This is a genomic window from Labilibaculum euxinicum, assembly GCF_963678175.1.
Classification (GTDB): Bacteria; Bacteroidota; Bacteroidia; order Bacteroidales; family Marinifilaceae; genus Labilibaculum; species Labilibaculum euxinus.
On the sequence record NZ_OY782756.1, the window covers coordinates 3,719,308 to 3,742,459 of the forward strand.

At 38.3% G+C, this 23,152-nt stretch carries 12 protein-coding genes; 3 read left to right on the forward strand and 9 right to left on the reverse strand.

The window, feature by feature from the left end:
- Positions 1-2 precede the first annotated feature (2 nt).
- The 3 genes from ACY0M5_RS14915 (at position 3) to rlmF (ending at position 5,088) form a co-directional block, all read left to right on the forward strand.
- The gene (locus ACY0M5_RS14915; protein WP_160463456.1) at positions 3-1,439 is read left to right on the forward strand and encodes a TlpA family protein disulfide reductase; all 1,437 of its coding nucleotides are present in this window, start codon (positions 3-5) and stop codon (positions 1,437-1,439) included.
- 268 nt (positions 1,440-1,707) lie between these two features.
- Entirely contained in the window at positions 1,708-3,381 is a 1,674-nt protein-coding gene (asnB, locus tag ACY0M5_RS14920; RefSeq protein ID WP_461629684.1) for an asparagine synthase B, read from the forward strand.
- Between the two features lie 714 nt (positions 3,382-4,095).
- Positions 4,096-5,088, forward strand: coding sequence for a 23S rRNA (adenine(1618)-N(6))-methyltransferase RlmF (gene rlmF / locus ACY0M5_RS14925; protein ID WP_461629685.1), 993 nt, complete (start codon positions 4,096-4,098; stop codon positions 5,086-5,088).
- 725 nt (positions 5,089-5,813) lie between these two features.
- Here the strand turns inward: rlmF and ACY0M5_RS14930 are convergent.
- The 9 genes from ACY0M5_RS14930 to ACY0M5_RS14970 all read right to left on the reverse strand — a co-directional run bounded on the left by ACY0M5_RS14930 (position 5,814) and on the right by ACY0M5_RS14970 (position 23,048).
- Positions 5,814-6,782, reverse strand: coding sequence for a glycoside hydrolase family 130 protein (locus ACY0M5_RS14930; RefSeq protein ID WP_461629686.1), 969 nt, complete (start codon positions 6,780-6,782; stop codon positions 5,814-5,816).
- A gap of 39 nt (positions 6,783-6,821) precedes the next feature.
- A complete protein-coding gene (locus ACY0M5_RS14935; protein WP_461629687.1) occupies positions 6,822-8,687 on the reverse strand; it encodes a sodium:solute symporter family protein in 1,866 nt (621 codons plus the stop codon).
- Positions 8,688-8,697: 10 nt separating this feature from the next.
- On the reverse strand, positions 8,698-9,990 hold the full coding sequence (locus tag ACY0M5_RS14940; protein ID WP_124992814.1) for an MFS transporter: 1,293 nt from the start codon (positions 9,988-9,990) through the stop codon (positions 8,698-8,700).
- Between the two features lie 26 nt (positions 9,991-10,016).
- Positions 10,017-12,251 (reverse strand): GH92 family glycosyl hydrolase, encoded by a 2,235-nt coding sequence (locus ACY0M5_RS14945; RefSeq protein WP_461629688.1) that lies wholly within the window; start codon positions 12,249-12,251, stop codon positions 10,017-10,019.
- Between the two features lie 214 nt (positions 12,252-12,465).
- Positions 12,466-14,466: a glycoside hydrolase family 97 protein gene (locus ACY0M5_RS14950; RefSeq protein WP_461629689.1), complete on the reverse strand. Its 2,001-nt coding sequence runs from the start codon at positions 14,464-14,466 to the stop codon at positions 12,466-12,468.
- An 11-nt stretch (positions 14,467-14,477) separates the two neighbouring features.
- Positions 14,478-16,511 carry a glycosyl hydrolase family 95 catalytic domain-containing protein gene (locus tag ACY0M5_RS14955; RefSeq protein WP_461629690.1) on the reverse strand — a complete coding sequence of 678 codons (2,034 nt, stop codon included), beginning with the start codon at positions 16,509-16,511 and terminating at the stop codon, positions 14,478-14,480.
- 103 nt (positions 16,512-16,614) lie between these two features.
- The gene (locus ACY0M5_RS14960; RefSeq protein WP_461629691.1) at positions 16,615-18,906 is read right to left on the reverse strand and encodes a GH92 family glycosyl hydrolase; all 2,292 of its coding nucleotides are present in this window, start codon (positions 18,904-18,906) and stop codon (positions 16,615-16,617) included.
- A gap of 7 nt (positions 18,907-18,913) precedes the next feature.
- Positions 18,914-21,193 carry a GH92 family glycosyl hydrolase gene (locus ACY0M5_RS14965; protein WP_461629692.1) on the reverse strand — a complete coding sequence of 760 codons (2,280 nt, stop codon included), beginning with the start codon at positions 21,191-21,193 and terminating at the stop codon, positions 18,914-18,916.
- A gap of 295 nt (positions 21,194-21,488) precedes the next feature.
- Positions 21,489-23,048, reverse strand: a complete 1,560-nt coding sequence (locus ACY0M5_RS14970; RefSeq protein WP_160463454.1) for a SusD/RagB family nutrient-binding outer membrane lipoprotein — start codon at positions 23,046-23,048, stop codon at positions 21,489-21,491.
- Between the last annotated feature and the right edge of the window lie 104 nt (positions 23,049-23,152).

The following is a 23,152-nucleotide window of genomic DNA, read 5'->3' on the forward strand; positions in this document are numbered from 1 at the left end:
AAATGAAGAAAAATTTTATTACTATTTTATGTGTGGGTATTTGCCTGCTATCCTCTGTTACAAGCAAAGCACAAAAATACAATATTGACGTTAACCTAATTGGCTGTGCTGATAGCACCGCTTATTTAGCCCATTATTTTGACGGCAGAATATTTGCTGATGATACTACGCAATTAATTAATGGCAAAGGCTTATTTAGTAAAGCGAAACAATTGGATGAAGGCATTTATGTCATCTATCTTCCTTCTCAAAAATATTTCGATCTGTTAATTGGTAAAGATCAGGAATTTGCCATATCAGCAGATCCAGTTAGCTTTATAGAAACGATTAAAATTACCGGTGCCAAAGAGAGTGAAGCATTTCATTCCTTTCAAAAATTCATGAAAGCCCAAAACGAGAATTCTAAAAAAATTCAGGAAGCATACAAGGCAAACAAGGACAATGAGAAAGAAAAAGAGAAATATCAGGAAGCTTATAAACAAGCAGATGAAGATGTACGTGCATACATTCAAAAACTGAATCAGGATTACCCCAACGGAAGCTTTGTTTCCAAATTTGCACAGTTGACCTTATCACCAAAAGTTCCCGATTTTTCAAAGGAAATTCCTGAATCTACTCCAGACAGAGATCAGGAGATCAAAAAAAAATCATACTTGTACAATAAAGATCATTACTTCGATTACGTAGATTTCACTGACAACCGTTTTTTAAGAACACCAATTCTTAAAAATAAACTGGAGTTTTTTTATGAGAAAATTTTGGTTCAAAGTCCGGATACAATTGTAAAAGAAGCCACTACTATTATTGAAAAATCACGATCTGATCAAGAATTCTTCCAATATCTGGTACAATACTCTCTCAACTATGCAGTTAAAAGCAAGATTATGGGAATGGATGCGGCTTTCGTTAGTCTGGCAAAAAAATACTATTTAAGCGGAGAAGCTAATTGGGCCGATTCAACTTTACTTGCCAATATTCGCGAGCGGGTAATAAAACTTCAATACAATTTAATTGGAATGAAAGCCCCGGATCTTAAAATGGAAACGCCCGAAGGAGAGTTTGTTCGTTTGCACGAAGTAGAAGCTCCGTTCACTATTTTATATTTTTGGGAACCCGAATGTGGTCATTGTAAAACATCAACTCCAAAATTAAAGACTGATATTTTAGATAAGTACAAACAAATGGGTGTAAAGGTGTTTGCTGTCTGCACTCAAAACGAAAAAGAAGAATGGGAAAATTTTATTGCTGATAAAAACTTATTTGATTTTATCAATTGTTACGATCCCCACTATCAGACCAATTTCAGAATTTATTATGATGTTTTTAGCACTCCAACCATATACCTGCTTGACAAGGATAAAAAAATTATAGCCAAACGGCTGGATATTGACACTCTTAAAACCTTTCTCGATCACGAGCTTGAAAATAAAACAAATTAAGCATGAGGACACTTCAAAAGGTGTCCTTTTTTGTTATTCCCATGTTAATTTCCTCCTTTACCCCCGATTATAAGCAGGCCATTCAATAAACAGCCTTTATTTTAGAATAATTCGGAAAAATAATCTTTTCTACCTATACACAAAAGATATAGAGCTTAAAACATAGTAGAAACTAAATTGAAAATCGTATTTTTGACAACTAGTACCAAGATTAAACAGCTTAACCATATTTTTACAGGCTGATAAAATAACTATTAAACAATTTTTTATGTGTGGATTTGTTGGAGTTTTTGATTTGAAGATGGATGCTCAAGAGCTGCGCCCTCAAATTTTAGAAATGTCAAAAAAGATTCGTCATAGAGGTCCGGATTGGTCTGGAATATTTTGTGATGAAAAAGCGATTATGTCTCATGAGAGACTATCGATTGTAGATCCTCAATCGGGAGGACAACCACTTTACAGCAAAGACGGTAATCTGGCTTTGGCTGTTAATGGTGAAATTTATAATCATCTGGAAATTCGAAATCAGATGAAAGACTCTTACGAGTTCCTGACAAAATCAGATTGCGAAGTAATTCTTGCCCTATATCAACAAAAAGGTATCGATTTTATCGATGATTTAAATGGTATTTTTGCATTTGCCTTATACGACAAAAAGAACAATTGTTACCTTATTGGACGGGATCATATGGGAATAATTCCATTGTATCAGGGATGGGACAAGTATGGTAACTACTACGTGGCATCGGAACTAAAAGCATTAGAAGGTTATTGCAATAAAATTGAAGAATTTCTTCCTGGAAAATTTCTATACAGCAAAGACGGCGTTGTTAAAGATTGGTATCAGCGTGACTGGAAAGATTACGAAAATGTAAAAGACAACAAAACAGATATGGCTGCCCTTCGCAAAGGATTAGAAGATGCTGTTCATCGTCAGTTGATGTCTGATGTACCTTATGGAGTATTACTTTCGGGTGGTTTGGATTCATCTGTAATTTCGGCTATTGCAAAAAAATATTCCAGTAAGCGTGTTGAATCAGGTGATCAGAAAGATGCCTGGTATCCACAATTGCACTCATTTGCAATTGGATTGGTAGGTTCACCTGATCTGGCAGCCTCTCGTTTAGTAGCTGATCATATCGATACAATTCACCATGAAGTAACTTTTACTGTTCAGGAAGGATTGGATGCTATCCGCGATGTGATCTATCATTTGGAGACTTACGATGTAACTACGGTTCGTGCTTCTACCCCAATGTATTTAATGTCTAGAGTGATTAAATCGATGGGAATTAAGATGGTTCTTTCCGGTGAAGGTGCGGACGAAATGTTCGGTGGATACCTGTATTTCCATAAGGCTCCAAATGCGGAAGAATTTCACAAAGAATGCATTCGAAAATTAAATAAACTTCACCTTTACGATTGTTTACGTTCGAATAAATCGATGTGCTCATGGGGTGTTGAAAGCCGTGTGCCGTTTCTGGACAAAGAATTCCTTGATATTGCAATGAGAATTAACCCGGAAGATAAAATGGCTAAAGATGGTAAAATGGAAAAATGGGTGCTGCGTAAAGCATTCGAAGACTATTTGCCTGAAAGTGTAGCCTGGAGACAAAAGGAACAATTCTCTGATGGTGTGGGTTACAGTTGGATTGATACTTTGAAAGAAGTTGCAGAGAAAAAGGTTTCTGATGAACAATTGGCAAATGCCAAATTTCGTTTTTCTGTGAATCCTCCACTGTCGAAGGAAGAATATTACTACAGAACAATATTTTCAGAACATTTCCCATCGGATACAGCAGCAGCATGTGTACCTTCAGTACCATCTATCGCTTGTAGTACTCCTGATGCTTTAGCCTGGGATGCATCGTTCCGTAACAACGCCGATCCTTCGGGAAGAGCGATTAATGCCGTTCACAACGACGCATATAAAATGAAATAAATATTTTAACAGATAATTAAATGAGGCTGTCCCAAAAGGGCGGCCTCATTTTTTTATCTGTTCAACAGACCTCTTACAGCTCAAATCCTATGCCTCAAGACATCTCAGTCGAACATCGGTGCTTCAATATCAAGGATCGAAGCATCGAAATCAAGCATCGAGACACCTTAATCGAGTATTGAGGCTCCAACATCAAGCATCGAGACACCTCAATCGAGTATCGAGGCTCCAACATCAAGCATCGAAGCACCTCAATCGAGTATCGAGACACTGTTTGCATCAAAAAAACCACGACTAAGCGTGCCTTGATACTCGAACGGACCTAAAAATACCACACCTCATCGTGGCTCGAACCACCCTTTCACTCAAAAAAGACACGGCACAGCATGGTTCGAACCTCGATTGAACCCAAAAGTTTTGGCTTCGGCCTCAAAAAATTACTGTTAATAAAAGAAGAAAATCCCGCTGCCCGAAACATCACCAAGCTTCTTACAGTAAGGACTTCTGTTTCACTATTGATCTGCTGGTTGCATTGTTTTTATTAGTCTGTCTTGCAAAAATGTCAAGTTATGAATCAGATTCAACATCTAATTTCCAATCTTAAAAGTTCTTTTATTGACACAATTAAAAAAATGGATTTCCAATTTTGGAATAAAGGCGACTTTCTTCCATTAATGTTCTAATTTAGCAGATTCAAATTAGAGAATTATATCTATGCCAGATAAGAAGAGAAAACACCCAAAAGAGAAACCCAGTTTGCATCCCAGAAATAAAAATCGTAACCGCTACGATTTTAAACAACTGGTGGAAACTTGTCCGGAATTAGCTCCATTTGTTATTCTGAACAAGTACGAGGATGAATCGATTGATTTTGCGAATCCGGATGCGGTAAAAATGTTGAACAAAGCATTGCTCATGCATTTTTATGGATTGACTAATTGGGATATCCCTGAAAATTACCTGTGCCCTCCGATACCGGGAAGAGCAGATTACATTCATCATATTGCTGATTTGCTGCAACAGAACAACTATGGTAAAATTCCTGCAGGCAATAAATTTACTTGCGTAGATATTGGCGTAGGTGCGAATTGCATTTATCCTATTATTGGGAACAATGAATACGGATGGTCGTTTATTGGTTCGGATATTGACCCTGTTGCTATTGATTCTGCTGAGAAAATTATCGCTTCGAATCCTTCGCTAAAGGGAAATGTGAAATGTGTACTTCAAGAGAATCCCAAAGATTATTTTTACGGTGTTATTCCAAAGGATGAACTGGTTGATTTATCGATTTGCAACCCTCCTTTTCATGCCTCGGCCAAAGAAGCTCTGGAAGGAACCATGCGTAAAACAAGAAACCTTTCTGCAGAAAAAGTGACGAAACCAAGTCTTAATTTTGCAGGACAAAGCAACGAATTGTGGTGCGATGGCGGCGAAGAACGCTTTGTTAGAAATATGATTAATCAGAGTAAGAAATTTGCGAAATCGTGTTTTTGGTTTTCTACACTTATCTCGAAAGAATCTAACCTTAAGAGTGTTTACCAAGCTCTTGAAGCGGCTGATGCTGTTAAAGTAGAAACCTTACCTATGGGACAAGGAAACAAAAAGAGCCGGATTGTTGCCTGGACTTTTTTATCGAAAGAAGAACAACAGAAATGGAAGAATGTAAGGTGGAACAATCAAGCTGAGAAAAAAAAGAAGATTTAATAGTTCAGACCTGACTGTTTTTGAAAACCAGTCAGGTCTAAAAAGAACTCAATATGCTCAGCCAGCTTTTTATTTAGGCTGCGGTGCGCTGCACCTTTTGATATTTTGATGATTTGTTGCTGCAAATACTGCTTACTACGTACCTGAATAAATAGCAACGGGCTTTGCCAAACTCCGCGATTAAATACTACATCCCTGAAAGAATAGTTAGCAACAGAGTTGCGCAGTCTTTGTAGATTAATTTATACGATAGTGAATTAGGTACAGAGTACCGAAGCTCTTTCTGAATTTACTGTCTAATATTTAGATTTTGGATCAAGTCATACCCTGACATGCTCGGCTTGCTTAGAGTCAATGACGGGTATTTTTATTTTGAGAATGCGTTAGGGATTGAAATGGAAACCCCACAGCGAGGAACGAGCGAGTAGTTGTAATAGAAAGCCCGCCCGAAGGGAACGCCAAAAAAATAGGTACAGAGTACCGAAGCTCTTTCTGAATTTACTGTCTAATATTTAGATTTTGGATCAAGTCATACCCTGACATGTTTGGCTTGCTTAGAGTCAATGACGGGTATTTTTATTTTGAGAATGCGTTAGGGATTGAAATGGAAACCCCACAGCGAGGAACGAGCGAGTAGTTGTAATAGAAAGCCCGCCCGAAGGGAACGCCAAAAAAAAAGGCCAGTATCTGGAAATACTGACCCTTCAAAATCAAAACTAACTTAACTATAATGAGTTCTTCTTAATAAAATCGATTACTTCATCGATGTAGGCGAAACTCATTCCGACTACGGTATCTGCAGCGCCGTAATAAACGGCAACTTTATTTCCTTCGGTTAATGCGGCACATGGGAATACCACATTAGGCACATCGCCAACCAACTCGTAAGGTGCTGCCGGAGCCAATAAATAGGGTTGAGAACGGTACAAGACCTTATCGGGATTTTCGAGGTCGAGAAGGGCTGCTCCCATCGAATAACGGAATCCGTTGCAGGTATTGATTACCCCGTGGTAAAACATCAGCCAACCTTCGTTGGTGCGGACAGGAACTGAACCGGCTCCAATTTTGGTACACTGCCATGCACTATCGGTGAAATTTGATACCTTCATTACACAACGGTGCTCTCCCCAATATTTCATATCGGGACTGTAAGAGATATAAATATCACCGAAAGGTGTGTGTCCGTTATCGCTTGGGCGGCTTAGCATTGCGTATTTTCCATCAATTTTCTCAGGAAACAAAACGCCGTTACGGTTGAATGGTAAAAATGCATTTTCGCACTGGTGAAATGTCTTAAAATCGAAGGTGTAAGCGATCCCGATTGTTGGTCCGTGGTACCCGTTGCACCAGGTAATCCAATAGCGATCTTCGATCCAACAAACACGGGGATCGTATTTGTAATCGGAATCGATCATATTGGTGTTGCCTGCAACCATTTGAATGGGATCGTGATTGATGTCCCAATTGATTCCATCTTTACTGAAACCGGCAAAAATATTCATTTGCACCGATTTATTATCGCAACGGAATACTCCGGCAAAGCCCTCCCCGAAAGGAACTACTGCACTATTAAAAATACTGTTGGATGTTGGTATGTCGTACCTTCCAATAACAGGATTTTGAGAAAATCTCCACATCACATCCTTACATCCTTCCGGCCTGTCTTCCCAAGGCATATTTGCTTTACTAGTCATTTTTTATTGTTTATGAATTTAATTCTATTCAATATCGTTTTAGTCTTCGTTGATTTCTTTTTTGCAATACTTATAATCTGCAGGATAATCTTCGAGCTTTTTGTACCAAGTGAAATATAGGATAATGCTCGTAATTATGAATAATGCTGCGACCCATGACAATGAAGTATACCTTCCGATCACAAAATAAATTGGGATGAGTGGCAACATCATTTGCCAGCCTGCTCCAATGGTACAGTTAAACATGTCTTTTAAGAAATCGTTATTCGGTTTTGCTTCTGGTTTTTGTGCTTTCAGCTTTAAGTAAACCGGTTTCCAAAATCCCCATGGACGAACACTTTCGTAAAATTTAATTAACACTTCATCGGATTCAGGTTTGGTTAGCAAACTACCAATAAGCGATGCGGCAAAAGAAAATAGGAAAATATACGGGAAGGCATAAATTGGTGATACCTCAGGAAACACAAGAGGTGCCACCAACGAAGCTATTAAACCGGCAAGCATTCCATAAAAATAGCCATAACCATTAAATCTCCACCAAACCCATTTCAAAAGATTTGATGCGGTATATCCGCCAAACAAGGCTCCTACCAACCACTTCATAACGGTATCGATACTTTCGGCAAAAAAACCGAAGAATATTCCTACAATTACAACTGCGAATGATGACAAATAACTCATTCGAATGTATTTCTTTTGAGAAGCATTCGGATTGATGAATTTTTTATAAATATCGTTTACAATATAGGCGGGTCCGGCATTTACATTTGCTGCAAAAGTGGACATGAAGGCCGCGATTAATCCTGCCAGTAATAATCCTTTGGCTCCATCGGGAATAAAATTATTCAAGGCATACGGCAAGACCATTTCAAAATCGATATTATTGCCCATCTTATTGAATTCGGGAGCCAGATAAACCAATGCCAATACTGCCAGCCCCGCAATCATCAAATAACGGGGAACGAATAGTACCAAAGATACAATTCCACTCATTTTAGCGGCATCTTTAGGTGTTTCGGTAGAAAGTATACGCTGCATGTCGTAACTGGGAACCGGTCCGGCAATACTCACCAATACCCCTTTAAAAATCATCATCATCATTAAAACCGAGAATAAATTATAGCCGTCGATATCAATTTTGTGGTTTACTGCAGGAATTAGATTGCTCCAATCCAAATCAAGAGTCCAGCCAAAAGAAATATCAGCCCAACCTGCAGGCACGGCTGCAGCAATCTGCTCCGGAGTAACTAAGGATACCGCAATTACACCTACCATGATACAGGCAATGGTCATAATTACAAACTGAAGAACTTCGGTAAAAACTACGGAATACATTCCCCCTTTTACAACATACAAAGTGGTTAATCCCATAATGACTATGGCGTACATGTTCTCCGATTTTATGCCTAGTCCGAAAACAGAGGTGTGTAAATCCCAGGGAAAAAATGTTTGTGCAAATTTACCAACGCCGACAAATCCGTAGGTTATAAAGCCAATTACACTAATAATAGCAAACAGAACAACAATTAAATGCGAAAGTTGTGATCCTCTGCCATCACCGAAACGGGTTTTCAACCACTCAGCTCCTGTCATTACATTCGAACGCCGTAACCAAATAGCCATAAACATCATCAGGAAAATTTGATTCCAAACCGGCCACAACCATGGAATCCACAATGACTTTAAACCATAAACGAACAAAATGGTAACCGTCCACATGGTACCGGTGATATCGAACATACCCGACGCATTCGAAATTCCAAGCATGTACCATGGTATTTTGTTTCCACCCAAAAAGTAATTGGAAAGGTTTTTTGATGCTTTCGTTGATAAAAAGTAACCAATGAATATGGTTAAAATAATGTATCCTACAATTATGGATAAATCGAGTACAGATAAGTTCATTTAATAGATATTAGACTTTATTTTCATCTGCTTCGCTTTCTTCAGAATGAACAAAAGGAACAAATTTTGCGGCTAACAGAGACGGAATTATAACAACAAGTATGCATATAAAAAACAACTTATAGCCTAACCAATCGCTCATAAAACCACTTAACATACCCGGCAGCATAATGCCAAGATTCATGATACCTGTAGCAAATGCATAATGAGCCATTTTATATTTCCCCGGAGCAACTTGCTGCATCATAAACAACATTAACCCCACAAAGCCAAAACCATATACAAAATATTCAACCACAACTGCAGATCCAATTAGAAATATACTTTCCGGGCGGTAAACGGCCAATAGAGCGTAAATTATGAATTGAACATTAAAAATACAAACAAGAGTGAATAAAGATTTTTTTAATCCCCGCGCGGAAATATAATAGCCTGCTAAAATTGACCCCAGAACAAAAGCTGCAGAACCAAATACACCATAAATAAGTCCTATTTGCGAAGTGCTAAGTCCCAAACCGCCATCTTCGATTGTGGCTTTAAAAAATAAAGGAGCTATTTTAATGGCAAAGCCTTCGGTAAATCGGTACAAGATGATAAAAACAATAAACCAACCAATGTGTTTTTTCTGGAAAAAGGTTTTTATAACATCCCACAAGGTTTTAAATCCCTCATTTAACGATGCAACTTCGCTGCTTGCATTTCCTCCTGATGGTAACATTTTAATATGATACAAAGCCAATGAAATCATTATTATTGAGTAGGTAAGCATAACAGCCATCCAAGCATGTAATACACCAAAACGTTCTTCGAGAATACCTGCTAAATAAACAAAAGCACCAGCAGTTAAAATTTTTGCAATGTTATACGACGCACCTTGCCATCCAATATATTTTGCTTGTTCTTTTCCTGATAAAACACTTAGGTAAACTCCATCGGCAGCAATATCGTGGGTTGCACCACTAACGGCGATAACAGCTAATAAAGCAATAGAATAGGTAAAAAAACTATCCAATGGCAGGGCCAATGCGACCAGAGCAAATGTAAATCCTGTTACAAGTTGCGTTGCTACAACAAAATGCTTTTTTGTTTTAAACATTTCCAATATTGGACTCCATAGTGGTTTTAATGTCCAAGGCAACATGATGAGCGAGGTCCAAAATGCAATTAACGAATCGGAAATTTCGAAACTCTTAAACATAAGCACGGATGCTTGAGCAATAGCAACAAATGGTAAGCCCATCGCAAAATATGCAGTGGGAATCCAAGTAGCCGGATGTTTTGGTTTGTTATTGGTTTTTGACATTAGTATTTAACAGGTGTTATTAGGTTTTATTTTTTTAGAAAAAATTCCAGTTTTCCTCCTTCGCTTATTGCTTTGTGATTAATGAAATAAGAGTTTTGTTTCTTTCCATTAATCATCATTTTATCAATAAACAAATCGCCTTTATTCTTACGATGTGTAATGATTTCAAAAGTTTTTCCTGAATAAAATTCGGGATCGAGCTGTATGGTTATTCTATCGAAAACAGGGCTTGTAATAGCATAATCGGTATCTCCCGGACAAACAGGGTATATTCCCATCATGCTGTAGATTACCCATGCAGATAAGGTGCCGCAGTCGTCATTCCCAGGTATGCCATCAGGAGCATTTTTGTAATACGTATCGATTAATCGGTGAACTTCTTTTTGCGTTCTCCACTCTTCACCTTTGGTATAGTTGAATAAGTATGGATAGTGAATATCTGGTTCATTCGCCATATCGAACAATCCTTCGTCAAAAACCATCTGCAATTTGTTTACGAAATTTTTCTTCCCTCCCATTAATTGGGTCAGGCCTTTTATATCGTGCGGAACACAAAAGGTATATTGCCATGCTGTTCCTTCGTGAAAGCCTGGGCTTGGTTCAAAGTTTTCGCCTTGTTTTGGATCAAAATTTGTTAAGAAATCACCATTTCCCAAGCGAGGGCGAATCATTCCGAATTTCTGATCGAAATATTCTTTGTAACGAAGAGATTGATTCAGGAATTTCTTGTAATCCTCCTTTTTATCAAGAGCCTTGGTGAATTGTGCCAAATTCCAATCGGCAATATAGTATTCCAAAGCATGAGAAACCGAGTTGTCAAACTCCTCAACCAAAGGCACATATCCTTTTGCTAAATAATGATCGATATCTGGGCGCAGTTTGTTATTTTTCCCTTCAGTCGTTGCAGATTTCACCATTGCAGAATAGGCAGCTTCTACATCAAAATCTGTTAATCCACGCAAGTAAGAATCAACAATAACCGGAATTGCCGGATCGCCTTCCATAACGTGTGTTTCCTTGCTATTCAGTTCCCATTTTGGCAACCATCCGCTTTCCTTATACATGTCCACCATAGATCGAACCATGTCTTGCTGCTCCTGAGGATATAACAAGGCCATTAATGGGTGGAAATTTCGATAAGTATCCCACAAAGAAAATACGGTATAACGATTGCAATCTTTGGTCTCGCGAATTTCGAAAGATTCCATTGCCGGATATTGTCCGTTTACATCGTTTATGATGTTTGGATGAATTTGCGTGTGATACAAAGCGGTGTAAAATATTGTTTTTTGGTCTTCGGTTCCGCCTTCCACTTTTACCCTGCTCAAAGTACTATTCCATACCTGTGCGGCCTGCAATCTTGTTTTCTCAAAATCGAACTGATTCGATTCAGCATCCAAATTCATTCTTGCATTGGCAATACTTACATATGATACGCCAACTTCTGCAATTATTTGTTCGTTCGTGTTGGTATCGAAAGTAAAATAAGCTCCAATTTCGTCACCAAATAACTCCTGTGTGTAGTTTTTGTAATATTTGAACTGACCATCGGTATCGCTCCAGGCAGATTCCGCTTGCATTTCGGGCATTTTTTTCCACACCCCAAATTCTTCCGCCTTTTTACTAAAGCGAGCCACAAAATAAACCGGACGTTCCGAACCATCATTGTAACAAAAACTTCCGGTCATGCGGGAACCTTCTATTTCCTGATTGTTTACGATCCGAACCTTTGCACCCGTTTCGTTGGTTAAACCCAAACCTAAATTTAAAAGTACATTCGATTTCCCTTTTGGAAAAGTATAGCGACTGATACCGGTTCTTTTGGTAGAGCTCAGCTCTGCTTTAATTCCATACTTTTCCAAGTCGGTGGCATAATAACCTGGTGTCGCCACCTGATTTTTCATGATAGATCCGTATGCTTTATGATCTGCATTCACTTCACCGGTAGTTGGCATCAATAAAATAACGCCCAAATCGGGACAACCAACACCACTTAGGTTTACATGTGAAAATCCGGTAAGAAAAGAATTATCCCAGGAATATGGTGTTGACCACCATCGGGCATCTTTGTCGTAGGTATTCAAATCGGATCCGGAAACATTAAACGGACTTACTGAGACCATTCCCCGTGGTACAATTGCTCCCGGATTTGTGGTACCAAAATTAGTCGTTCCAATAAATGGATTTACGTAATCGACAAATTGAGCAAAACCATTTATGCTTAGAAAAAACAGAATCAAAATTCCTGATAAGCGCTTCATCAAGTTGAGTTTTGTTAGGTTGTAATTCTAAATTAAAATAATACCGAACGGGAATTGGGCCAGCCAAGCTCTTCCCCGAACGGTTACTAATTTCTAATCTATTAGTCAAATAAAAGCTTTATGGATTAAAAGCAGATTAATTTTAAGATTAATCACTCGTTACATTCATTAATCCTTATAAAAATAACCAAAGACTTAGAAACTGTTTAAAAATTTATCCTTTAGCTTCTCTAATTTCGATAGCCTGTCCTCCACTATTCTGCATTTTCACATGCAATTTTGTTTTGCTGTCGACTGCTTTTTTAAAGATTTTTATTTCGGTTGGATTGTCACTTAAGCTAGTGTTATCTGTATCAGAATAAATGGTTGCTTCGTACTTTTTATCAGCATCCAAAAAGCCTAAATCCAAATCAATTTCTCTGGTATTTTCATCGGTAATCGCACCAATGTACCAATTCGAACCTTTTCGACGGGCAACAGCATATACATCTCCGATTTCTGCTACCAATACTTTAGATTCTTCGAAATCTGCCGGCAGATTCACAAAAAACTGAAAAGCCGGCTGATCTTCGTAATTACTGATCATATCAGAAGCCATTTGCAAAGGACTGTACAAACAAACCCACAAAGCCAATTGCTTCGCTAAGGTGGTATTTACCCGGCTATTGCCTTTGTCGTTGCTGTTCCATTTAATGTAATCCTTTCGGTTTTTGTACAAAATATCAAAAGTTCCAGGCGTGTAATCAATTGGTCCACCCAAACAACGGGTAAATGGCAAAATAACATGATGCTCCGGCGGATTTCCCTCACTCCATCCGTTCCATTCCATTCCCCGGGCTCCTTCGCGTGTCATCATGTTTGGATAAGTACGGCTGATTCCTGTCGCTTTTATTGGTTCATGTGCATCCACCATCAAATGATATTTGGCCGCAGTTTCCACTACTTTTCGATAATGTTGTACCATTTTTTGTCCGTGATGAAACTGACCGTTAGGAATTGGTCCGGCATATCCTGTTTTCACTACCCGAATGCCATTATCATGCAATTTTGAAAAGGCTTTATCCATACTTTCTTCATAAAAGATATAATCTCCGCCTGTTTCGTGATGTCCTATCAGTTCAACGCCTTTTGACTTTGCATAGCTCACAATTTCATCAAAATCGAAATCGGGATAAGATGTTACCTGATCGAATGCCTTTGGCTTCCCCCAATTTTCCCAGCCTGTGTTCCAACCTTCGGCCAAAACTGCCTGAATATTGTTATTAGCAGCAAAATCAATGTATTTTTTCATATTTGTGGTTGTCGCTCCATGAATTGGCCCCGGAGTCCAGGTTTCAACCCCCAAATGCATTCCCCACCAAATACCAACATATTTCATGGGTTGAATCCATTTCGTATCTGGAATTGCACAAGGCTCATTCAAATTCTGAATTAAATTCGATTCAACTAAGCCTGCCGCATTTTTGCATAGCATTACTGTTCTCCATGGAGACAGTAATGAACCTTTTGCTTTTACTTTCACTCCATCGGGCCAAGGAACCAAATTCGCTTGAAAATTAGTGCTACCCGTATTCTTCAAAGTCATTCCTGCATAATTCGTCAGGTTTGCCTCATGAATACTCACGTAATAACCCGATTCCATTTTTACCGTAATTGGTGTATTCGCATCTGGTACTTCGCTTAATTGGGTAGTTCTATAAAGCATTTCATAAGAATCAAAATTTGCAGGAATCGACCATGCTGTTCCATTTTTAGCAAAATTGAATTCTGTTAATTCCTTAGTAATGTTAATACTATCGATGCCATTTTGCTGAGGGATTTCATATCTGAAACCTAATCCATCATCGAATAAACGCACGTATAACTTCAAATCTTTATTTTCATGATTTTTTAAGGAAACTATTAGCTCATTGTACTTTTCGAGTATGCTATCATTTGGTCCCCAAACTGGTTTCCAATTCTCATTCTTTTCATTTCTTACTACATTAATAATTCGCAAGCCATCGGTAAACAAAAAATCTTCCCGCAATTCCATCCCTAATCTTGAATCAGAGAATATTTGATTTTTATTGGTTTGAAGCTTATAAAACGCCTGTCCATTCTCATTCACTTCCAGATTGAAAGCAATTTCACCATTGGGTGATAACAAGTCAACGCTTTTACTCGATTCGCATGCAGAAAACAGCAAGACTGACAGCAATACTACAATTGTCATTTTATTCATAATTACTCAATCACATAAGTTTTTAATTCGGGGCCTACACCCTTTATGGTTAATTTCCTCCATTGTTTTGGCAAACACGGATTTTCTTGTTCTATCCCATTCTCTGTAAAATGTAATCCTCCAAATCCGAAAAGAACTGTTTGCAGCATACCGCCAGCTCCTGTCGCGAAATACGGATTATTACTATAAGCAGATTCGGAAAGTGCTCCAAATGGCGGTCGTTTATTGGGCACATAAGCTTTCTTGAAAAGTTCAAATGCTTTTTCCGGCTCACCCAATCGTGCATACAATACGCCTAAAACAGAATAAGACATTGCCGGACCTTCCGGAGCAATCTTAGACTCATAGTATTCCAAATCTCTTCTTATTTCTTCGGGTTTAGTAACAATTGCAAAAGGATAGGCCAATAAGTTAACATCTGCCTGTTTAATAATCTCCCCATTGTATTCCGAATTCTCTTTGGTCACACCATCCTCAAAATAATGAAACTTTAATCCTTTGGCTGCATTAGCCCAACGAGGATTGCCTTCTTTTTTGAGAATTTCTCCCGCCTCAACAGCAAATTGCAAAGCGGTTTTCGCCGATCCATTGGTAAAGGCATTATCATTGGCATGATGATAGAATTCATTCGCACCAACTACATTGTTAATGGAATAACTACCATCATGATTCTGAACAGAACGACTTACCCAAAAATCAGCAACTTCTTTCAGTACCGGAAATCCAATCTCTCTCAACCACTCCTTATCTCCTGTAGTTCTGAAATAATTCCAAAAAGCGATAGCAATATCTGCTGTAATATGATGCTCGAAGGTTCCCGTCAAAGCCCAGGTTGGCGTCGCCTCTTCACCTGTATCATCCGATTCCCATGGAAACATGGCACCTGTATAGCCATAATTCTGAGCCTTCTTCTTTGCCATTTCCAGTCTGTCAAATCTGTAATTCAGTAAAGATTTTGCAATTTTCTGATTGAAAACCAAAAGAGGTGGAAACATCCATATTTCAGTATCCCAGAATACATGTCCGTTATAGCCTTGAGATGATAAACCCATTGGAGCAATGCTCAAATTAGAGTCATCTCTGGCAAAAGAATACAAATGAAACAATGCCAAACGGATATCTTGCTGAGACTCCGGATCTCCTTCAATTTCAACATCACCTTTCCACAATTCAGACCAAAGTTCTTTATGACGATTAATCACGGCTTGTTTATTTCCCAGTAGCTGAAAAATAACCATTCGTTCCGATTCACTTTTCGGATCTGTAAAATTCTGCGATGTACAAACCGATCCACACCAGGCAAATTTATATTCTTCCTCTTTTTTCAAAGATTTAGAAAAGCCCAGTTCATTGGTAAAAGGATCTTTCAAATTGTGCTTTAAATCGGGTGTTTCGCCTTCAAATATAAATGCTGCACTGGTTGCCAAATCGTGTTTCCCAAACGGACTCTTTGCTACAGTCTGCAATATTGGCATTCGTGCATCCAAATCTTGTAAAATCCTAAAATCAGAAGTCACATCTTTATATTCACTTGGACAAACAATTTGTCCATTCACCTTAAATTCTAATTCCTTTTGCAGGGATTTTATTTTCACGTCTACCAATCCGGAATAAGGCATTCCTCTTAATGCATAAAGCGTAAAAGATATCACGGCATATTCTTTAAACTGACATGATGTTGCGAACGAAGCAGATTTCATATTCAGTACTTGTTTCCAATTGGAACAATTTGCAGTAGAAAGCGTGTCTTGATTGACAACTATTTCAATATTTGCAAAATTAATTCCCAACAACACTTTACTAACACCAAATTTCGATTCCTTATCGTAAACATTGTTCAGAATAATCGATTTGGTTTTTCCTGGCTCGGCTGAAGGAAGAATTCCTATTCGTCCATTTGCAACTGATATTCCTGTATAATTGGTATAATCATTTGCTTCAACCATCCAAGCTGGATTCTCCTGTGCAAATAAGCAATTTCCAAAAAATCCAAAAAGAAAAGATAACAGTAACAATTGTGCCCTAACTCGTATCATATCACTTACTTTTAGATTGATTCATCAATTTCATACAACAAAGGCCTACAAACTCATGTTTGCAAGCCTTCCGTTATATTTGATATGCTAATATCATTCTTTCTTATTTACTCATAGAATATGGAAAACTTTCTTTAGTAGTTCCTCTCACCTTATTTGGTTGTGCCGACATATTAAATTCAAGATTTCCCCCGTTTAAAATATCGTTGTGTTTAATGAAATTTGCTCCATAAGACTTACCGTTTAACTTGATGTCATCCACAAAAACATGATCTGATGAATTATCAGTACTTGAAATTGTAAACGTTTTTCCATTTTCGAGGGTCAAAGTAATTTTATCGAAAAGCGGAGCACCAAAAACATACTCATCGGTTCCGGGACACACGGGATAAAAGCCCATTGAACTAAACACGTACCAGGCAGAAGTTTGTCCGTTATCCTCATCCCCACAATAACCGTCGGCCTGCGGAGTGTAGAGCTTATCCATTACCTCACGAACTCTTGCCTGCGCTTTCCATGGCTGTCCAGCGAAATTGTACAAGTAGATCATGTGTTGAATGGGCTGATTACCATGTGCATAATTCCCCATGTTTGCAATCTGCATTTCACGAATCTCGTGAATTACTCCACCATAATATGAATCATCAAATTTAGGAGGCATCTCAAAAACACCATCCAAAGTAGAAATGAACTTTTCCTTTCCCCCCATCAAATCAATTAAGCCATTCACATCCTGAAATACCGACCAAGTGTAATGCAAACTGTTTCCTTCAGTAAAGGCATCGCCCCATTTTAATGGATTAAAAGGAGCCTGAAAAGAACCATCCTCATTCTTCCCTCTCATCAAGCCAGATTCGTTATCGAATACATTCTTATAATTCTGAGCTCTTTTGGCAAACAAATCAATTTCTTCCTGCGGACGCCCCAATTCTTTAGCAAGCTTCCAAATGCAGAAATCATCGTAAGCGTACTCTAATGTTCTGGCTGCATTCTCGTTGATATTCACATCGTAAGGAACATAACCCAACTCGTTGTAATAATCTGCTCCATAACGACCTACAGATGTAATCTCTTTGTTGCAGCCCTTAGTATTTTTAAGAATTGCTTCGTACAATGTTTCAATATCATATCCGCGAATTCCTTTTAGGTAAGAATCTGCTATTAAAGAAGCCGAATTCGAACCAATCATGCATCCTCTGTGACCAGGACTCGCCCACTCGGGCAACCAACCACTCTCTTTGTAAGTGTTGGCCAATCCTTCCATAATCTGAGCGTTAATATCAGGATACATTATTGTGAAAAATGGAAAGACTGCCCGGAATGTATCCCAAAAGCCATTATCTGTAAACATATAGCCGGGCAGTACCTTACCATTGTAAGGGCTGTAATGAATTACTTCATTATTATCGTTAATTTCATGAAACTTGCGGGGGAATAATAGTACCCTGTACAAGCATGAATAAAATGTCTTTAATTGATCATCGGTTCCACCTTCCACTTTAATTCGGGAGAGCTCCTTTTCCCATGCCGATTCAGCGTCGGTTAATACCTTGTTAAAATTTTTAGTTCCAATTTCCCTATCCAAATTCAATTGTGCCTGTTCAGGACTTACAAAAGATGAAGCTACTTTCACATGAACTTCCTCTCCTTTTTGAGTTTTAAATCCAATAACAGCACCAACATGCTCTCCGCTTGCTTTCAGTGAATTTTCAGTTAACTGATCTCCATTCCAAGTATGTGTTACCTCAAATTCTTTATCGAATTCGGCAACAAAGTAGTTGTGGAAGTTATCAGGAACACCACCGCTGTTATTTCTGCAGTAACCGATTATTTTTCTTTCTTTCGGAAGAATTGTCACTTCAGATCCTTTAAAAAATGCGTCCAACAAAATATAAGATGACTCATTTTCCGGAAACGTAAAGCGAAAAACAGCCGCTCGTTCTGTAGGTGTTATTTCGGCGGTAACATCATAATCCGCCAGGTAAACTTTATAATAGTTTGGTTTCGACACTTCAGCTTTATGTGAAAACCAGGATGCTCTTTCATCCTCTTTAAATTTTAAATCACCGGTAACGGCCATTAATGAAAATGCAGCGTAGTCGTTTATCCACGGACTTGGTTGATGGGTTTGTTTTATTCCTCTGATTTTTTTGGCATCATAGGCATAACACCAGCCATTTCCCATTTCACCGGTTTGTGGTGTCCAAAAATTCATTCCCCACGGCAATGCAACAGCCGGATATGTATTTCCATTTGACAAAGAATAGTCGGAATCGGTTCCCATTAATGGATTTACAAAATCAACCAAATTCTGCTCCTTACTGATTTCCTTTTCTCCTCCACATGCAGCTAAAACCGCAATAAATAACAATAGTAATACGTTTGCTTTCTTCATCTTAGTACTAGTAAACAATTGATTTAGGTCGATCTTGAATTGATTTTCCAAAATTTGGATTTGGCCTTGCTCCCATTTCGAATGTCAGCTCTCCTCCTTTTAAAATATCTTTGTGCGTGATGAATGATTTTGTATACTCCAATCCGTTTAAAGTCGCAGACTGAATGTAAATATTATCATCACTGTTGTTGTTTGCTTTAATGGTAAACTTCTTATTTGCAGGAAGATTAATGCTTGCTTCATTAAACAAAGGACTGCCAAATACATAAGCACCATTGCTTGGATTAACAGGATAGAATCCCATGGAAGACATTACATACCAAGCCGACATCTGTCCACAATCTTCATTCCCGCACAAACCATCAGGTTGATCGGTGTACAATTCATTCATGATGTAACGAACCTTGTCAGCCGTTTTGAATTGCTCGCCGGCATATGCATACAAATAAGTGATGTGATGACTTGGCTCGTTTCCGTGTGCATATTGACCAATTAAACCAGAAATATCCGACGACGCTCCTTCCTCCAATTCCGAAGAAATTGAGAATAGACTGTCCAACTTATTCAGAAATGGCTTTTCGCCTCCCAAAAGAGCAATTAATCCTTCCGGATCTTGTGGTACCAACCATAGATATTGCCATGCGTTGCCTTCACAATAATCGTTTACACGATGCTGTGCTGAGTAGGGATTGAAAGGTGTTCTCCAGGAACCATCTTTCATTTTTCCTTTCATAAACCGATCTTTCGGATCGAAATATTTGGTATATGCTTTAGCTCTCTCCTCAAAATATTTTACATCATCAGTTTTACCCAATTTTTCAGCTAGTTTGCTGATTGCCCAATCACTAATCGCATATTCCATGGCACTTGCCACCGATTCATGCATCATATCACACGGAATGAAACCATATTCCTGTAACTCTTTAACGCCAGGTTCAAAATCGCCCATAGCCGTTGCTTTTACCGCTTCGTAAGCTAATTCGTAATCTATCCCTTCAAATCCTTTCAAACAAGCATCTACTACAACCGGAACTGCACTGTAGCCAACCATTGTATTGGTTTCGTTTCCCCTTAAATGCCAAACCGGTAATTTCCCTTGCTGCTGATAAATTGTCAGCATTGAATTAATCATATCCGGAACACGTTCCTGTTGTGTCAAAGTATATAAAGGATGCGCTGTACGGTAAGTATCCCATAAAGAAAATAAGGTGTAATTTGTAAAATCAGCATTTTGGTATACTTTTTTATCAACACCTCTGTAATCTCCATTGTTATCATTAAATAAGTTGGGAGCAATTAATGTGTGATACATTGCTGAGTAGAACACTTTCTCCTTTTTAAGATCATTGGTTACGATCTCAATTTTAGACAGCTCTTTATTCCACTTTTGTTGATTCTCAGAAAGAATTTGTTGAAAATCCCATGATTTCATTTCAGCCTTAATATTCGCCAATGCATTTTCCATGCTAACAGGAGACATCCCAAACTTAACCTGCACTTCCTCTGAAGCTTCTGTCTCAAATTCCAGGCAAGCTTTTACTGCAAGTCCTTTTGCTGCATCTCCCTCCACTAATTTGTCGCCATTATAGACTTCAATATCTTTAACCGGCTTGGATAAAACCATTGCAAAATATTCTCTTTGATCTTCAGCCCATCCGGTTGAAAAACGATAACCGGCTACAATTGTATCATTTACTTTATGAAAAAATGTTTCGGTAGCGTTATCACCGTTTCCCTCCTGCAAATCAAGAATTATTTTTGACTGATCTGATTTTGGGAATGTTATTTTATGAAGAGCTACACGTTCACTTGTGGTCATTTCAATATCTATATCATAGGTATCCAAATGCACTTTATAGTAGCCAGGCTCAACTTTCTCGGTTTTATGACTGTAGTAGGAAGCATAACCATTTTCCGGATTCTCCTGTGACCCAGGATTCATTTTCACATCACCAACAGCAGGCATAATTAAAAAATCGCCTAAATCGGCACAGCCTGTTCCACTCAAATGCAAATGAGAAAAACCTTTGACGATGCTATCTGAGTAATGATACGATGAACACCAATCCCAGCCTTTATGGAAATTGCTCGGGCCAGCCTGAATGGCTCCAAAAGGTACACTCGCACCTACAAAAACATGTCCATGTCCTGCCGATCCAATTAAAGGATCAACAAATTGAATGTAGTTACCTTCGGTATCTTTTTGCTCTCTGTTACTACAGGAAAATAAAGTAGTAATTGCCAAAGAAAGCAAAATTAATGATTTAAGAGAATTTTGGTATAGCATCTGATTTTTGTTCTTAAGTTTTATAATCTGCTGATATATGTTGTAGCTCAAGGCTGTTTAATCTTCAATTTTAGTACACCTTTTTTCGAAAAGGCTGGAAAAAAATCCTTCCCTTTTATGGAGGCGGAAGCAAACCCTATAACGGGAAACAATATTTGTATAATTTCTAATGCAAACCAAAATAACAGTTCACACATGTACGAAATTTATCACTAATTGCAATTTAACTACTTATTTTAAGCAGGAAGAATAGAGCTGCCCCCATAAGAGCAGCTCCATTCAAAATATTTTTTTTCTAAAAATTACTGTTCATTAATCCACCTGATTTGGCTTTTGTATTTTCAACATCCCACCAAAGTTTGATATCCATACGGTCTGTTTCGATCGTATTTAATGCCGATGGCATTGAAACTTCATTTAAATTGTGTTGATTATCAGGGTAACGAACTCGCTTCACATAAGTATCGGCAGCTACAGAAGCGTTTCCACTTACTCCATCGTAAGGCAGGGTTAAGTCAGGATAATCTGTTCTTCTAAAATCAGCCCAGGATTCAATTCCATTTGGAAAGTTTGCAATCCATTTCTGAGTAATAATTTGCTTCAACTGAGCTTCATTACTTCCCGTTAAATCATTTAATCCGGCAACATAAGCATCACCATCAACTGCATTCACTCCAACAAAATCCATTGATGCTTCAACAGCTTGTTTGTATAATGCATTCGCATTGCCAGAAGTCCACCCACGAAGAGCTGCTTCAGCCTGAAGAAATAGAACCTCCGAATAATACATTACCGGACAAAACATTGCATTTTTATCTCCATCACCTGAGAATTCCACGAATCCATTTTCCAAACGAATAGTCGCTTTACCTGTTACTTCAGCCGATGATGATGGCATACTTGCATCTAAGCCATTCTCCAAGCCTTCATAAGTTGCTTTTCCAGCTGCTTCCTTAGTTAACGGTTTTCCGTCTACTTTATAAGACAACCAACGTGGTGCTCTAGGATCTTCTCCAACACTTGACTGACCATATAAATAATTAGTAAATGTTTTAGCTACACGAATATTATCCCAATACCATGCCATCTGATGAAGATAATCATACCATCCATTGCTCCACATCGGAACGTGTGCAATATCATCATTGCTTGTCATCACTCCACCGGCAATCGCTGCTTGAGCCTCAGCCTGTGCTTTAGCTGGAGCAATATTTGAAATACGCATTGCAAGTCTTAAGCGAAGCGAGTTACCAAAACGTATCCATTTTGCCACATCTCCCTTATAAACTAAATCGTATTCGCCATAAAGTGCTTGTGTTTCATCATTTTTAATGCTCTTAATTGCCTCATCAAGTTTCAGAAACAAATCATCGTAAATAGCCTCCTGAGAGTCGTATGCGTTAGTTTCGGCATTACTAACACCAAAATATGGAATGTCTCCATAAGTATCAGTCATACGCGACCACCAATACACCATCCAAATATTTTTAATGGCAATCTGATCATTATAGGCAGGTTTATCGCCAAATTGTGCATCAACAGTATTCGACTCCAAATTAAATTGAGTATAATGTTCTTTCCATTGATTTCCAATCCAATCATCTTTGTATTCATATCGATCAGACACAGCCCAAGCACCTGTAGATGCCCAGTATTGCGCATAAAAGTCAGGATATAAATTAACGTTTCTCTGGTAGTTTGCAAAAACTCCCTGAACCATATCCGAAAAGAAAAATCGAGGTTCTACTTCCGTTACGGAATCTTTGGGCGTATTCATCTCCTCAAAATCATCGGTGCAACCAAAACCGATGAATATCAAGCCTAATAATAGTAATGAATTATATATTCTTTTCATCTGTATATTTTTAATTTTCAACAGGCACATGAATCTCGTAATTTGAATAACACTTCTGTCCTATCAAGGTATTTTCATTAGTTCGATTCATGATCATTAATACT